Below are 15,169 nucleotides of genomic sequence, written 5' to 3'. Positions count from 1 at the left end.
GGCAAGGAGAACGGCCGTGTCCCACAGCACGGTGCCTCGCAGCAGGGCCGAGGCAGACGACGACGACAAGCAGGGGACTCCGGTGGCGTCCGGCGGCGCCACCGGAACGGGCAGCGGGGCGCGGACCGGGAAGCTCGGCCTGCGCCTGAGATTCAGACGCGACCGCGCCCTGATCCTGATGACCCTGCCGGCGGTCCTGCTGCTCCTGGTCTTCAACTACCTGCCGATCCTCGGCAACATCGTCGCCCTCCAGGACTACGACCCGTACGTCAGCGACAACGGCATCGTCTCCATGCTGCACAGCGCGTGGGTGGGCGTCGAGAACTTCCAGCAGATCTTCGCCGACTCCGCCTTCTGGAACGCGGTGCAGAACACCCTGGTGCTGTTCTTCCTGCAACTCGTGCTGTTCTTCCCGATCCCGATCGGCCTCGCGCTGCTCATCAACAGCGTGGTCCGGCCCCGGGTACGGGCGATCGCCCAGGCGGTCCTGTACCTGCCGCACTTCTTCTCGTGGGTGCTGGTCATCTCCGTCTTCCAGCAGATCTTCGGCGGCGCGGGCGTGCTGTCACAGGTGCTGCGGCAGCACGGCTACGACGGCCTCGACATCATGACCGACCCGTCGACCTTCAAGTTCCTGGTCACGGCGGAGGGCATCTGGAAGGACGCGGGCTGGGGGATCATCGTCTTCCTGGCGGCGCTGGCGTCCGTGAGCCCGGACCTCTACGAGGCCGCCGCCATGGACGGCGCGGGCCGCTGGCGCCGCATCTGGCACGTCACGCTCCCCGCCCTGCGCCCGGTGATCGCGCTGCTGCTGGTCCTCAGGGTGGGCGACGCGCTGACGGTCGGCTTCGAACAGATCCTTCTCCAGCGCGACGCCGTCGGACCGGGAGCCTCGGAAGTCCTCGACACCTTCGTCTGGTGGAACGGCGTCCGCAACCAGGACTTCGGCTACGCGGCCGCCGCGGGGCTCATCAAGGGCGTGGTCAGCCTCGGACTGGTCCTCGCCGCCAACAAGGTGGCCCATCTCATGGGCGAGCAGGGGGTGTACAAGAAATGACCGCTGTCGTCGACAGACCGCCCGCAGGGAAGCGGCCGTCCTCCCGGTGGGCCGCGCCGCCCCGCCCGGTGTGGGAGGAGGAACCGAGCAGGGCCGGCGCCGCCGGCAAGGGCCTGGTGCTGACCCTGGCCTGCCTCGGTGTCCTCTTCCCGCTCTGGATCGTGGTGGTCACCAGCCTGTCCTCCGCCAGGACCATCGACGAGGCGGGCGGGCTGGTGATGGTCCCCAAGGGCATCACCTTCGTCGCCTACCGGGAACTCCTCAGCGGCGGCCAGGTCACCCGCGCCACGGTCATCTCCATCCTGATCACCCTCGTCGGCACGCTGTTCTCGATGACCGTGTCGGTGCTGTGCGCGTACGGCCTCTCCCGCATCGGGTCGCTAGGCCACCGCTGGTTCCTGCTGCTGCTGATGGCGACGATGTTCTTCAGCGCCGGCCTGATCCCGACCTACCTGCTGGTCCAGTCCCTGGGCCTGACCGACAGCTATCTCGCCCTGATCCTGCCGAGCGCGGTGAGCGTCTTCAACATCCTCGTCCTGCGCGGGTTCTTCATGGGCATCTCGCAGGAACTGACCGACAGCGCCCGCATCGACGGCGCCGGCGACTTCCGCATCCTGTGGCAGATCGTCATGCCGCTGTCGCGGGCGGTGCTGGCCGTGATCACCCTGTTCTACGCGGTCGGGTACTGGAGCGCCTGGTTCAACGCGTCCCTGTACCTCAACGACCAGAACAAGATGCCCCTGCAGAACGTCATGATCCAACTGGTCCAGAAGCAGCAGGCCCCGGTGGGACTGGCGCAGGCGATCAAGACGGGCGAACTGTCGGGGCTCGCGGTGCAGATGGCGGTGATGGTGATGGCCCTGCTGCCGGTGGCGGTCCTGTCCCCGTTCGTCCAGAAGCACTTCAAGAAGGGCATGCTGACCGGGGCGGTGAAGGGGTAGCCGACGTCGCCCGCCGAGGGGGTGCGGGGAGCGTCGCGCGACTGCGGGCCGGTGCGGGCTGGTCCCGCGGTTCCCCGCACCCCCGAACGTAGCCGCGGGCAGTCGTGCTGCCAGGGCGGCACGGGCGGGCGCTGGGGGGAGGCACCCCGCAAGCGCGGGCGAGCGAACCCCCCGACCCCGCCCCCGACCACCTGCCGACCCACGCTCACCGAAGGTTCCCCATGCCCACCCAGAGTCGCAGAACCGTCCTCGCCGGCACTGCCACCGCCGCTGCCCTCACCGCCCACGCGGCCGAGCCCCAGCCGCAGGCGTACCGCCGGCGCCACGCGGTGATCGCCGGCACCGGATCCGTCACCGGCGTCCTCTCACACCCCGGGCCCGGGGACGCGACGGGGCTCGTACAGGCCGCCCAGCCGCTATGGGGTGTGCGCACCGGCTGGGGCGATCACGCGATCGGCGCGTGTTCGCACGACGCCCGGCGGACCGGGGCGCCCTCCGCGGCCCACTCGGTCATCGCCAGGAAGACGCCGGGGGCGACCGCCACCGACGGGCGCGGCATCCGGTACGGGGACCCCGTCCGATGACCGCCGGACGCAGGCCACCGGGGCTCGGTGACGCCACCCGCGGCCGGATCCTCTTCGGCGGCGACTACAACCCCGAGCAGTGGCCCGAGGAGACCTGGCAGGAGGACGTCCGGCTGATGAGGGCCGCCGGCGTCAACTCCGTGACCATGGGCGTCTTCTCCTGGGAGAGAATCGAACCGCGGCCGGGAGAACGGGACTTCGGCTGGCTGGACCGGCTCATGGACCTGATGCACGGCAATGGCATCGGCGTCGTCCTCGCCACCCCCACCTCGTCACCGCCGCCCTGGCTGGGGCGGCTGCACCCGGACACCCTGCCCCGGGACGCCGACGGCCGCACCGAGTGGTGGGGCGGCCGCCAGCACTTCTCGCACTCCAGCGCCACCTACCGCCGTTACGCCGCCGCCGTCACCGAGGACCTCGCCGCCCGCTACGCCGCTCATCCCGCCCTCACCATGTGGCACATCAACAACGAGTACTGCACCTTCGACTACGGCGACGAGGCCGCCGCCGCCTTCCGCCGCTGGCTGCGCGAGCGGTACGGCACCCTCGACGCCCTCAACTCCGCCTGGGGCACGGCGTTCTGGAGTCAGGGCTACGACACCTGGGACGGCATCCTGCCGCCGCGCCACGCCCACTACCTGAAGAACCCCACCCAGGTGCTGGACTTCCGCCGCTTCACCTCCGACATGCTCCTGGAGTGCTACACGGCCGAGCGGGACATCGTCGCCCGGCACACCCCGCACATCCCGGTGACCACCAACTTCATGCCGCTGTGGATCGGGCAGGACGCCTGGCGCTGGGCGGCCGAGGAGGACGTCGTCTCCGTCGACCTCTATCCCGACCCCCGGGATCCTCTCGCCCCCCAGCACGGCGCGCTCGTCCACGACCTGACCCGCTCCCAGGCGCGCGGCCCCTGGATGCTCATGGAGCAGGCCGCCGGGCCGGTCAACTGGCGCGGGGTGAACCACCCCAAGCCCCGCGGCCTCAACCGCCAGTGGTCCCTCCAGGCGGTGGCACGGGGCGCGGACGCCGTCTGCTACTTCCAGTGGCGGCAGTCGAGGCAGGGCGCGGAGAAGTTCCACTCCGGGATGGTCAGCCACGCGGGGGAGGACGGGCGTACGTACCAGGAAGTCAAGCAGCTCGGCTCCGACCTGGCGGCTCTCGGTGCCGAGGTGACGGGCCGTCATGTCGGCGCGGACATCGCGATCCTGCACGACTGGCACTCCTGGTGGGCCGGTGCCCACGAGGGCCGCCTCTCCACCGAGGTGGACCTCCCCGACGTCCTGCACGCCTGGCACCGGGCGCTGTGGGAGTCGAACCTCACCACCGACTTCGCCCACCCCGAACACGACCTGTCCCCCTACAAGCTGGTCGTCGTCCCGCAGCTCTACCTCCTCACCGACGCCGCGATCGACAACCTCCTCGCCCACGTCCACGGCGGCTCCACCCTGGTCAGCGGCTTCCTGACCGGCGTCGCCGACGAGGACGACCGGATCCGTCCCGGCGGCATGGACGCACGGCTGCGGGAGCTGTTCGGCATCCGCACCCTGCACGAGTGGTGGCCGCTGGACGCGGGGGAGACCGTCGCGTGCGGGGGGTTCCGGGGAACCCTGTGGTCGGAGGAGATCGAGGCCGCGTCCGGCGTCTCGGAGACGGTGCCGTACCACGGCGGCGAACTCGACGGGCTGCCGGCCGTGCTGCGCAACGGGCACGCCTGGTACGTCTCCACACTGCCGGAACCGGAGGCGTTGCGGGCGCTGCTCGGCAGGATCGCCGCCGGCGCGGGGGTCAGGCCGGTGCTGGCCGGGCTGCCGGCGGGTGTCGAGGCGGTCCGCAGGGGTGAGCTGCTGTTCCTGTTCAACCACGCGCATGATCAGGTAAAAGTGCCGGTCATGGGAACACACCGAGATCTGCTGACCGGTACGAGCGTCACGGACGAGATCGTCCTCGGCCGCCACGGAGCGGCGGTGCTCAAGCCATGACCGCCACCGGCCCCGTCCACGGCACCTGGGAGCCCGCCCCCGCCGCCCGCTGGGAGGACGCCTTCCTGAGCGGCAACGGCCGGCACGGCGTCCTGGTGTTCGGCGACCCGGACGACGACCGTGTCATCGTCACCCAGCACACGCTCGTCCGCCCGAACGGCGGCGAACACGCCCGCCCGCCCCGCCTGGCGGCGGAACTCGCCGACGTGCAGGACAGGCTGCTCGCCGGGGAGTGGGACGCCGCCGAGCAGCTCACCGACGGCCGCCCGCTCCAGTGGGTCCAGCCCTTCCACCCCGCCTTCCAGGTCCGGCTGCGCAGACCGCCCGGACCGACCGACGGCTACCGCCGCTCCGTCGACTTCACCACCGGCGAGGTCACCGCCACCGCCGCCGGCTGGACCAGCAGGGTCTTCGTCTCCCGCGCGGACGACGTGATCGTGCAGCAGGTCACCGGCACCGCCGGCCTCGACCTCGGCATCGCCCTCGACCACCGGCTCCCCGGCGCCCCGTCCGGCCTGGGCGTCGGCCACGGCACGCTGCGCACCGCCGAGGGCGCCCTGCTCAGCCTCCGCGCCCGCTATCCCGGCAGCGACCGCGCCTACACCGGCGTCACCCTGGTCGTCGTCACCGGCGGCACCACCGGCCTCGTCCCGCCGGGCGTCCGCGTCACCGGCGCCGAGTCCGTCCTCCTCCTCACCCGGGTCCGCCGCCACACCGGCGAACTCGACGTGACCGCCGCGGCACGCGACCTCGGCGACCTGCTCGCCGAACAGCGGTCGTACGACGCGCTGCTCGCCCGCCACCTCGTCCCGCACCGCACCGCCTACACCCGGGTCACCCTCGACCTGGCCGCCGCCCCGGCCGCCCGCGCCCTCCCCGGCTCCGAGCTGCTCGAGCGGCCCACCGAAGCCGCCCTCCTGGAACGGCTCTTCGCCGCCGGCCGCTACCACCTGCTCTCCGCCTCCGGACTCAACCCGCCCCGCCTGACCGGACTGTGGACCGGCGACTGGGACACCGCCTGGTCCGGTGCCTTCACCAACGACGCCAACGTCAACCTCCAGACGGCCTCGGCCGCGGCCGCCGCCCTGCCCGAAGTCACCGCTGCCTGCGCCGCCCTGGTCGAGCGCCAGCTGGGCGACTGGCGGGAGAACGCCCGCGCGGTGTTCGGCGCCCGGGGCGCGGTCGCGCCCGCGCACAGCGACGGCGACTCGGGACTGGCCTACCACTTCAGCCGCGAGTACCCCCTGCACCTGTGGACGGCCGGCGCCGACTGGCTGCTCAAGCCGCTCGTCGACCACGACGAGACCCGCGGCGAGCGCGATCCCCGCACGGCGGCGGCGCTGGCCGAGGCCGCCCGGTTCTACGAGGACTTCCTCACCCGGACCGACGCCGACGGCCACCTCGTGATCGTGCCCTCCTACTCGCCCGAGAACCGGCCCGCGAACGCGAGCTGGGGCGCGATCAACGCGGCGATGGACCTCTCCGCCGCCCGGCACGCCCTGCGCACCGCGGCCGACTACCACCCGGGCCCGGACGCCGACCGCTGGCGCGCCCTCGCCGACCGGCTGCCCCCGCACCGCACCAACGCCGACGGGGCGCTCGCCGAATGGGCCTGGCCCGGCCTCGACGACACCTACGACCACCGCCATCTCAGCCACCTCTACGGCGTCTGGCCGCTCGACGAGATCACCCCGTACGACACCCCGGAGCTCGCGGCCGCCGCCCACCGCGCGCTCGAACTGCGCGGCGCCGAGAACGACTCGGCCCACGGCCACCTCCACCACGCGCTCATCGCGGCCCGACTGCGGGACGGCGAGCGGGTCGCCGCCGCCCTCGCCCAGGTCCTGGACGGCGACTTCTTCCACGCCTCCCTGATGAGCGCCCACTACCCGCGCCGCGACGTCTACAACGCCGACGCCGCGCACACCCTGCCCGCCGTGATCGTCGAAGCGCTCGTCCAGTCGGCCCCGGACCGCCTGGTCCTGCTCCCGGCGCCCCCGGCCGCCCTGGGAACGGGCCGCCTGCACGGCATCCGTACCCGCTTCGGAGCCGAACTCGACCTCGACTGGACCCCCCGAGGGGCGCGAGCCGTCCTCAAGCCGCACCGGACGCTCCGCGTCGACCTGTGGACTTCCTCCGGCACCCGACCGCTCGACCTCGTCGCCGGAGAAGACCACGTCCTCACCCTGGGGACGTGGTAGCCACCGCACCTCCCCCCACCCATGGAAGGGACACCATGGCAACACGCACGCTCGCCAGGGTCGCCAAGGCCCTGGCAGCCCCCGCGCTCGCCCTCGGCGCCATCGTCGGCCTCGCCTCCGCCCCCGCCTCGGCCGCGGTCTGGAGCTCCTGCGACCAGTGGGGCAACACCACGCTGAACGGCTACACCCTGTACAACGACATCTGGGGGTCCGGCGCCGGCAGCCAGTGCATCTGGGCCAACTCCGGTACCAACTGGGGGGTCTGGGCCGACCACCCCAACACCGGCGGCATCAAGTCCTACCCCAACGCCAAGGCCGTGATCAGCAAGCCGATCACCTCGCTCTCCTCGCTCTCCACGAGCTACAACGTCACGGTCCCGGCGTCCGGCGCGTACAACACGTCGTACGACATCTGGGACACGGGCTACAAGTACGAGATCATGCTGTGGATGAACCACACCGGTGCCGTCGGCCCGCTCGGCACCTCGCAGGGCACGCTGACCCTGGGCGGCCACACCTGGACCGTCTACAAGGGCAACAACGGCTCGAACGACGTCTTCTCGTTCGTGCGCACCTCGAACTCGTCCTCCGGCACCGTCAACGTGCTGCCGATCCTGAAGTGGATCAAGGACACCAAGGGCTGGTTCGGGAACGTCACCATCGGTGACTTCCAGTTCGGCTTCGAGATCACGTCCTCGTCCGGCGGGCTGGACTTCACCGTCAACAGCGAGAGCGTGAGCAGCAGCTGAGCAACGGGGCCGGTCCCGCGCGCGGTGCGGGGCCGGCCCCTGCGCGGTCATGCCCGGTCGACCTCGGCGCGCAGCGCGTTGTAGTCCGTGAAGGCCGCCTCGACGTCCGCGCGGGTCAGGCCGTAGCGGGCCAGGTCGTAGCTGTGGGCGCGGGATCCCCTGGGGCGGGCGGTGACGGCCGGCAGGCGGGCCGCGTCGGCCTCGGTCCAGCGGGCGCCGACGGCCGCGTAGAGCTTCGGGGCGCCCGCGGCCGGGTCGGCGCCCAGCCAGGAGTAGGGCACGTCGACGAGTGACTCGCGGGGGATGCCGGCGCGGGCCGCGAGGCCGCGGCGCGCCGAGCGGGCCAGCAGCTCCAGCCAGGTGGCGCCGATCCAGTGCGGGTCCAGGGGGCGGGTGTTCACCGCCATGCCGTGCTCGACCAGGCTGCAGAACGAGGCCACGGCGGTGGCCGGATCACGGTGCGTCCACACGATGGTGGCGTCCGGGAAGACCGTGCGCAGCGCGTCCAGGTTCTCCAGGTGCAGCGGTGACTTCAGCACCCAGCGGCGGCGCGGGCGGCCGTACTGGAGCACCTGGTAGATCTGCTTGAGGTAGCGGTAGTCGGCGAGGAAGTCATGGCTCTCGTGCCAGGGCAGATACTCGGGGATCACCGCCTGGGACAGCGGCATCACCGTGTGCGGCAGCGCGAAGGTGCACTCCTCCGGGCCCTCGGGGCGCAGGTTGTGGATGTGTCTGAATCCCGGCGAGAAGAGGTTGATGCCGCCGACCAGGCGGCGGGCGGTGGTGATCGCCTTCTCCCGTTCCTCGGGCCCGAGGTCGAGGCCGGGGGTGAGCAGCTCCCAGAGCAGCGGGCAGCGGTGGTCCGCGGAGAGGGAGAGGATGCCGTGGGTGAGCGTGGTTGCGGTGCGGGGCAGGCCCACCACGAACACCGGTCGCTCGACGGGCTCGCGTTCGATCTCGGGGTGCTCGGCGAGCAGCCGGCGGATCCGGGCCCGGTTGGCGAGATGCCGGCCGACGTGTCCTCGCGCGGAGAGCCAGCCGACCGGGGTGAGATGCCCGGCCGTCGCCCAACATCGCAGCAGGTGACGGAAGTCGTCGGTGAACCGTTCGTCGCCCGCCGCCGGCCCGGCCGCGTCGAGCAGCCGGTCGAAGGCGCGGTCCGGGGTGCGGCGGGCTCGGAAGCCGGGGCGCAGGAGCAGGTTGGCGAGCGTGAGGGGCAACGGGTCCATGGGCACGGCAGCGGAACCCTTCGTGGGGGGACAGCGGAGGGGATACTGCCTACCCCCTCCAACCGCTTGCCCACACCGCCGAGTTGAGACATTTACCGACCGGTAACGAGAGGTGTCCTGATCCGGCCGGACTACTCCTGCTCCGCCACCGGCAGCTTCGCGCCGTCCCGCAGGAACAGCGGGATACGGTCCAGCGGCGCGTCCACCGTCACCGCCGTACCGCCCTGGTACGACTCACCCGTCCAGGCGTCCGTCCAGCGGGCGCCCGCCGGCAGATACGTCGTCCGGGCCGTCGCGCCCGCGGTCAGCACCGGCGCCACCAGGAGGTCACGGCCGAAGAGGTAGGCGTCGTCGACCGCCCAGGCGGCCTGGTCCTCCGGGAACTCCAGGAACAGCGGCCGCAGCACCGGCAGCCCCTCCTCGTGGGCCTCCCGCATGACCTCGAGGACGTACGGCTTCAGGCGCTCGCGCAGCCGCAGGTACTTCTCCAGGATCGCACCGGCCTCAGGGCCGTACGACCACACCTCGTTCGGGCCGCCGGTCATGTCGGGGCCCAGCGGCATGCCCGGGTCGCGGAAGCCGTGCAGGCGCATCAGCGGGGAGAGCGCGCCGAACTGGAACCAGCGGACCATCACCTCGCGGTAGGCCGGGTCGTCCGGGTCGCCGCCGTGGAAGCCGCCGATGTCGGTGTTCCACCAGGGGATACCGGACAGGGCGGTGTTGAGGCCGGCCGTGATCTGGTGGCGCAGGGTCGCGAAGTCGGTGCCGATGTCACCGGACCACAGCGCGGCGCCGTATCGCTGACTGCCCGCCCACGCCGAGCGGTTGAGGGTGAGGACCTCCTCGCCCTCGGCCCGCAGGCCCTCGTGGAAGGTCCGGGAGTTCTCGGCGGGGTAGCTGTTGCCGACCTCCAGACCGGGGCCCGTCCAGTAGCGCAGGTTCTCCTGGAAGCCCGGCTTCAGCTCGGGCTCGCAGGCGTCCAGCCAGAAGGCCGTGATGCCGTACGGCTCCAGGTAGTTCTCCTTCACCTTCGACCACACGAACTGGCGGGCGTCCGGGTTGGTGGCGTCGTAGAACGCCACCTGGACGGTCGACGCCACCTCCTTGTCCGGCCAGTCGGCGTGCGCCGTCGGGCCGTACTGGGTGCCGATGAAGTAGCCGCGCTGCTCCATCACCGGGTGGTTCTCGCTCAGCGGGGAGACCGACGGCCAGACGCTCACCACCAGCCTGATGCCCAGCTCGTCCAGTTCGCGGACCATCGCGGCCGGGTCCGGCCACTCCTTGGGGTCGAACTTCCAGTCGCCCAGGTGGGTCCAGTGGAAGAAGTCGCACACGATCGCCGAGATGGGCAGGCCGCGGCGCTTGTACTCCCGTGCCACGGAAAGGAGTTCGTCCTGGGTGCGGTAGCGCAGCTTGCACTGCCAGAAGCCCGCCGCCCACTGCGGCAGCATCGGCGTACGGCCGGTCACCGCACTGTAGTTGCGCTGCCCGTCGGCCGGGGTGCCCACCGTGATCCAGTAGTCGAGCTGGCGGGCCGAGTCGGCCACCCAGCGGGTGCCGTTGCCGGCCAGCTCGACGCGGCCGATCGCCGGGTTGTTCCAGAGCAGCGTGTAGCCGCGGCTGGAGACCAGGACCGGGATCGAGACCTCGGCGTTGCGCTGGACCAGGTCAAGGACCAGGCCCTTCTGGTCGAGGCGCCCGTGCTGGTGCTGGCCGAGGCCGAACAGCTTCTCGCCCTCGTAGGCGGCGAACCGCTGCTCCAGGCGGTGGTAGCCGTTGCCGACCGCGGTGTACAGGCGCGGGCCGGGCCACCAGAAGTGGGCGCGCTCCTCGGCCAGCACCTCCGAGTCGTCGTCGGTCCGCAGGAACCGGACCAGGCCCTCGGCGGTCACCTCGACGGTGAGGGCCCCCACCGTCAACCGGCCTTCGCGCTCACCGATCTTGACCGTCGACTCGGTGGCCGGGCGGTCGTCGAGCAGGGCGCCGGGCAGACCGTCGAGGACCGGGCCGCCGAGCCGGGCACGCACCCGGACCGCGTCCGGACCCCACGGCTCGACGCGCAGCGTCTCCTGACGGCCGCTCCACTCCAGGGCGCCGTCCCGCTCGCGGAACGTGCCGACGGTGGGGGAGGACTGCGCGAGGCTGACCTTGGGCCGGCTCTCCGCGGACTGGATTTCGGCAGGCTGGTTCATGTCACGTGCTCCTGGAGGAGTGCAGACAGAGGGGTGCCCCGCGGGGACGGGGCACTGCGAAGGGGTCAGGACCCGGCCGGCGCCGGTCCCGTGCTCGCCCGTACCGTCAACTCGGGTGCGATCAGCAGGACTTCGTCACTGCCCCGGCCGTCCAGCTTGGCGACCAGGTGCTCCACGGCGTACCGGCCCATCTCCTGGGCGGGGATGGCGACCGAGGTCAGCCGCACCGAGGCCTGGACGGCGACCTGGTCCGGGCAGATCGCGACCACGGACACGTCCTCGGGCACGGCCCGGCCCTGCTGGCGCAGCAGCGCGAGCAGCGGCTCCACCGCCGACTCGTTCTGGACGACGAAGCCCGTGGTGCCGGGGCGCTCGTCGAAGATCCGGGCCAGCGTGAGGGCCATCGCGTCGTACCCGCCCTCGCACGGCCGGTGCAGCACCCTGAGACCCAACTCCCGGGCCCGGGACCGGAGTCCGTCCAGAGTGCGCTCGGCGAAGCCGGTGTGCCGCTCGTAGACGGCCGGGGCCTCGCCGATGACAGCGATGTCACGGTGACCGAGTTTCGCGAGGTGCTCCACGCACAGGGCGCCGGTCGCCCCGAAGTCGAGATCGACACAGGTCAGCCCGGAGGTGGAGGCGGGCAGGCCGATGAGCACGCAGGGCTGGTCGGTCTGCCTGAGCAGCGGCAGCCGCTCGTCCTCCAGCTCCACGTCCATCAGGATCATGGCGTCGGCGAGCCCGCTGCCGGTGACCCGGCGTACCGCGTCCGGGCCCTCCTCGCCGGTGAGCAGCAGGACGTCGTAGCCGTGCAGGCGGGCCGTGGTGGCCACGGCGATCGCGATCTCCATCATCACCGGCACGTACATGTCCGTACGCAGCGGGATCATCAGCGCGATGATGTTCGACCGGCTGCTGGCCAGGGCGCGGGCGCCCGCGTTCGGGTGGTAGCCCAGTTCGCGGATGCTCTGCTCGACCCGCTGCCGGGTGGTGGTGGAGATGGACCGCTTGCCGCTGAGGACATAGCTCACCGTGCTCGCCGAGACTCCGGCGTGCTGGGCGACCTCGGCGAGGGTGACCATCCAGCTCTCCAAGCTTTGTGAAGCGCTTCGACAGTGCGCGTTGCTGACAAGGGTGAGTGAGGGTGGTTCGACAGTAGCTTCAGTGGGGGTGGGTGTCCATAGGATGTCGAAGCGCTTCGACAACGAATTGCTGAGGCGTCCTCGGCACTCCGGATGGGCGGCGGCCACCGAGAGGTCGTACGGCCGTCACCGGGGTCGTACCCCGAACCGTCCCCCGGATGGCCCCCTTCACGCAACACCGCAGACCACGCCCGCGAAGGCGGCGAAGACGCTCCCGGCCGACCCGGTCGCACCCGCCGCCGCGGGGGCCGCCGTGGCGCGGGCCCGTGGGCCGGGCGGGCGACGGCAGGCACCGCTCCGGCGTCGAGTCCGGCGCCGAGTTCCTGAGGTCCGCACCCTTCAAGACCCTCGCCGCCGCCGGTGCCGGCATGGCGCAGGCGCCGGTGGGCCGGGCGGGCGGTGGCAGGTGCCTCTCCGGCACCGGTCCGGCAGCGGCCGAGGTCTTCGGGGGTTCGGGCCGGCTGGACACCGCGTCGTACCCCGTCGGGATCGGCCGGCAGACGCGTCGGGATCGTCGGCCTGTCAGCCGATCGGACCGCGAGGGCTGGTAGGGGCGGCCCGTTTCGGGTACCAACGATCCAGTAGCACTGGTCGGTAACGAACGGTCCTCAACAACCCCTTTTGTGGCGAGGTGAGCCTTAATGTCCGCCCCCACCACCAAGAAACCCACCGTCACCGAGCGGGAGGCCCGCCAGGTGGCGGAGGCCGCCCGGGAACAGGACTGGCGCAAGCCCAGCTTCGCCAAGGAACTGTTCCTCGGGCGCTTCCGGCTCGACCTCATCCACCCGCATCCGCTCCCGGCGGACGAGGACGTGCAGCGCGGCGAGGAGTTCCTGGCGCGGCTGCGCGAGTTCTGCGAGACGAAGATCGACTCCGCGCTCATCGAGCGCGAGGCACGCATCCCGGACGAGGTGATCGCCGGCCTCAAGGAACTCGGCGCCCTCGGCATGAAGATCGACACCAAGTACGGCGGCCTCGGTCTCACCCAGGTCTACTACAACCGGGCCCTCTCCCTGGTCGGCTCCGCGAACCCGGCGGTCGGCGCGCTGCTCTCCGCCCACCAGTCGATCGGCGTGCCGCAGCCGCTGAAGATCTTCGGCACCCAGCAGCAGAAGGACGCCTTCCTGCCCCGCTGCGCCCGCACCGACATCTCGGCGTTCCTGCTCACCGAGCCGGACGTCGGCTCGGACCCGGCGCGCCTGGCCACCACCGCCGTACCGGACGGGGACGACTACGTCCTCGACGGGGTGAAGCTGTGGACCACCAACGGCGTGGTCGCCGACCTCCTGGTCGTCATGGCCCGCGTGCCCGCGACGGAGGACCGCAAGGGCGGCATCACGGCCTTCGTCGTCGAGGCGGACTCCCCGGGCGTCACCGTCGAGAACCGCAACGCCTTCATGGGCCTGCGCGGCATCGAGAACGGCGTCACCCGCTTCCACCAGGTCCGGGTCCCGGCGGCCAACCGCATCGGCGCCGAGGGAGCGGGCCTGAAGATCGCCCTCACCACGCTCAACACCGGGCGGCTCTCGCTCCCCGCCATGTGCGTGGGCGCCGGCAAGTGGTGTCTGAAGATCGCCCGCGAGTGGTCGGCGGTCCGCGAGCAGTGGGGCAAGCCGGTCGCGCTGCACGAGGCGGTCGGCTCCAAGATCAGCTTCATCGCGGCGACCACCTTCGCCCTGGAGGCGGTCGTCGACCTGTCCTCCCAGATGGCCGACGAGAACCGCAACGACATCCGCATCGAGGCCGCCCTCGCCAAGCTCTACGGCTCCGAGATGGCCTGCCTGATGGCGGACGAGCTGGTCCAGATCCGCGGCGGCCGCGGCTTCGAGACGGCGGAGTCGCTGAAGGCCCGCGGCGAACGCGCCGTCCCCGCCGAGCAGCTCCTGCGCGACCTGCGCATCAACCGCATCTTCGAGGGCTCCACGGAGATCATGCACCTGCTGATCGCCCGCGAGGCCGTCGACGCCCACCTCTCGGTGGCCGGTGACCTCATCGACCCCGACAAGTCGCTCCAGGACAAGGCGAGGGCGGGCGCGAACGCGGGCGTCTTCTACGCCAAGTGGCTGCCGAAGCTGGTCGCGGGACCGGGCCAGCTCCCCACGTCGTACGGCGACTTCAAGCACGGCGTGGACCTCGCCCCGCACCTGCGCTTCGTGGAGCGCCACGCCCGCAAACTGGCTCGCTCCACCTTCTACGCCATGTCCCGCTGGCAGGGCCGGATGGAGACCAAGCAGGGCTTCCTGGGCAGGGTGGTGGACATCGGCGCCGAACTGTTCGCGATGAGCGCGGCCTGTGTGCGCGCCGAACTGCTGCGCCGCCAGGGCGACCACGGCCGCGAGGCCTACCTGCTCGCCGACGCGTTCTGCCGGCAGGCCCGCATCCGCGTCGACGAGCTGTTCAACCGCCTGTGGTCGAACACCGACGACCTGGACCGCAAGGTCGTCAAGGGCGTGCTCGGCGGTTCCTTCGCATGGCTGGAGCGGGGGATCGTCGACCCGTCGGGCGACGGCCCGTGGATCGCCGACGCGACCCCCGGGCCGTCCCGGCGGGAGAACGTCCGCCGCCCCTTCGGGTGATTCAGCAGTACTTGTCGCTCGGATCCCGCGTCGTCCAGGAGCAGGAGTCGACCTTGGCGCCACTCGCCTTGGTCAGCGTCGCCGTGTCGCTGGTGTTGTTCCACACGTAGGCACGGCGGTTCTGGAACTTGTCCGACGCGGTGTCCGTGCCCCGGCCGGTGTGCACCTTCATCGTCTTGTGGGCGCCGATCTTCACGCTCTTGAAGACGTAGCGGTGGTTCGAGGCGTCCTTCAGGACCCAGCCCCCCAGCGAGACGGCCGAACCGCCGGTGTTCTTGATCTGCACCCACTCGGCGTTGAGGCTGGCGTTGGAGCGGTTGTCGCTGCCCGGGCTGTCGAACCAGACGTGGTAGATGGTCACGCCGCCGGCCGCCTGCGCCGGAGTGCTGAGCACGGTGCCGGTGAGCAGCGCGGCGCCCGCGAGCGCGGGCAGGGCGGCGCGTATGCGCAAATGACGCATGGAGAGATCCCCCCAGGATGTCTTCCGGTCGGGCCGGTCATCCCCGCCGACCCGACAGA

At 71.6% G+C, this 15,169-nt stretch carries 11 protein-coding genes; 7 read left to right on the top strand and 4 right to left on the bottom strand.

Features of this window, described 5'->3' with window-relative positions:
* Positions 1-16 precede the first annotated feature (16 nt).
* From LQ326_RS13535 to LQ326_RS13510, 6 genes are all read left to right on the top strand, one after another.
* On the top strand, positions 17-1,057 hold the full coding sequence (locus LQ326_RS13535) for an ABC transporter permease (RefSeq protein ID WP_234536050.1): 1,041 nt from the start codon (positions 17-19) through the stop codon (positions 1,055-1,057).
* Positions 1,054-1,998, top strand: a complete 945-nt coding sequence (locus tag LQ326_RS13530) for a carbohydrate ABC transporter permease (RefSeq protein WP_234536049.1) — start codon at positions 1,054-1,056, stop codon at positions 1,996-1,998. The genes LQ326_RS13535 and LQ326_RS13530 overlap by 4 nt, the downstream gene beginning before the upstream one ends.
* A gap of 221 nt (positions 1,999-2,219) precedes the next feature.
* Positions 2,220-2,582: a hypothetical protein gene (locus LQ326_RS13525; RefSeq protein ID WP_234536048.1), complete on the top strand. Its 363-nt coding sequence runs from the start codon at positions 2,220-2,222 to the stop codon at positions 2,580-2,582.
* The gene (locus LQ326_RS13520) at positions 2,579-4,564 is read left to right on the top strand and encodes a beta-galactosidase (protein WP_234536047.1); all 1,986 of its coding nucleotides are present in this window, start codon (positions 2,579-2,581) and stop codon (positions 4,562-4,564) included. Before LQ326_RS13525 ends, LQ326_RS13520 begins: the two co-directional genes overlap by 4 nt.
* Complete coding sequence (locus LQ326_RS13515; RefSeq protein ID WP_234536046.1) at positions 4,561-6,765, top strand: glycosyl hydrolase family 95 catalytic domain-containing protein; 2,205 nt, start codon at positions 4,561-4,563, stop codon at positions 6,763-6,765. Before LQ326_RS13520 ends, LQ326_RS13515 begins: the two co-directional genes overlap by 4 nt.
* A gap of 35 nt (positions 6,766-6,800) precedes the next feature.
* The gene (locus tag LQ326_RS13510) at positions 6,801-7,514 is read left to right on the top strand and encodes a glycoside hydrolase family 12 protein (RefSeq protein WP_234536045.1); all 714 of its coding nucleotides are present in this window, start codon (positions 6,801-6,803) and stop codon (positions 7,512-7,514) included.
* A gap of 47 nt (positions 7,515-7,561) precedes the next feature.
* Here LQ326_RS13510 and LQ326_RS13505 read toward each other — a convergent pair whose 3' ends face one another.
* The 3 genes from LQ326_RS13505 to LQ326_RS13495 form a co-directional block, all read right to left on the bottom strand.
* Positions 7,562-8,749 carry a sulfotransferase family protein gene (locus LQ326_RS13505; protein WP_234536044.1) on the bottom strand — a complete coding sequence of 396 codons (1,188 nt, stop codon included), beginning with the start codon at positions 8,747-8,749 and terminating at the stop codon, positions 7,562-7,564.
* Positions 8,750-8,874: 125 nt separating this feature from the next.
* Entirely contained in the window at positions 8,875-10,935 is a 2,061-nt protein-coding gene (locus tag LQ326_RS13500) for a glycoside hydrolase family 31 protein (protein ID WP_234536043.1), read from the bottom strand.
* Between the two features lie 65 nt (positions 10,936-11,000).
* Positions 11,001-12,014 carry a LacI family DNA-binding transcriptional regulator gene (locus LQ326_RS13495; protein WP_234536042.1) on the bottom strand — a complete coding sequence of 338 codons (1,014 nt, stop codon included), beginning with the start codon at positions 12,012-12,014 and terminating at the stop codon, positions 11,001-11,003.
* Between the two features lie 701 nt (positions 12,015-12,715).
* On the opposite strand from LQ326_RS13495, the gene LQ326_RS13490 reads away from it, so the two are divergent.
* Positions 12,716-14,650: an acyl-CoA dehydrogenase family protein gene (locus LQ326_RS13490; protein ID WP_234536041.1), complete on the top strand. Its 1,935-nt coding sequence runs from the start codon at positions 12,716-12,718 to the stop codon at positions 14,648-14,650.
* 1 nt (position 14,651) lies between these two features.
* Here LQ326_RS13490 and LQ326_RS13485 read toward each other — a convergent pair whose 3' ends face one another.
* Positions 14,652-15,110: a lamin tail domain-containing protein gene (locus LQ326_RS13485; protein WP_234536030.1), complete on the bottom strand. Its 459-nt coding sequence runs from the start codon at positions 15,108-15,110 to the stop codon at positions 14,652-14,654.
* Positions 15,111-15,169: the final 59 nt, after the last annotated feature.

The organism is Streptomyces shenzhenensis (assembly GCF_021462265.1).
Taxonomy (GTDB): domain Bacteria; phylum Actinomycetota; class Actinomycetes; order Streptomycetales; family Streptomycetaceae; genus Streptomyces; species Streptomyces shenzhenensis.
This window is presented reverse-complemented; position numbering and strand designations above follow the sequence as displayed.

Bases quoted from the DNA above. Each gene is read 5' to 3' on its own strand.
- LQ326_RS13525 (WP_234536048.1), top strand. From the start codon at position 2,220: ATGCCCACCCAGAGTCGCAGAACCGTCCTCGCCGGCACTGCCACCGCC.
- LQ326_RS13500 (WP_234536043.1), bottom strand. From the start codon at position 10,935: ATGAACCAGCCTGCCGAAATCCAGTCCGCGGAGAGCCGGCCCAAGGTC.
- LQ326_RS13490 (WP_234536041.1), top strand. From the start codon at position 12,716: ATGTCCGCCCCCACCACCAAGAAACCCACCGTCACCGAGCGGGAGGCC.
- LQ326_RS13485 (WP_234536030.1), bottom strand. From the start codon at position 15,110: ATGCGTCATTTGCGCATACGCGCCGCCCTGCCCGCGCTCGCGGGCGCC.
- LQ326_RS13515 (WP_234536046.1), top strand. From the start codon at position 4,561: ATGACCGCCACCGGCCCCGTCCACGGCACCTGGGAGCCCGCCCCCGCC.
- LQ326_RS13495 (WP_234536042.1), bottom strand. From the start codon at position 12,014: ATGGTCACCCTCGCCGAGGTCGCCCAGCACGCCGGAGTCTCGGCGAGC.
- LQ326_RS13520 (WP_234536047.1), top strand. From the start codon at position 2,579: ATGACCGCCGGACGCAGGCCACCGGGGCTCGGTGACGCCACCCGCGGC.
- LQ326_RS13530 (WP_234536049.1), top strand. From the start codon at position 1,054: ATGACCGCTGTCGTCGACAGACCGCCCGCAGGGAAGCGGCCGTCCTCC.
- LQ326_RS13510 (WP_234536045.1), top strand. From the start codon at position 6,801: ATGGCAACACGCACGCTCGCCAGGGTCGCCAAGGCCCTGGCAGCCCCC.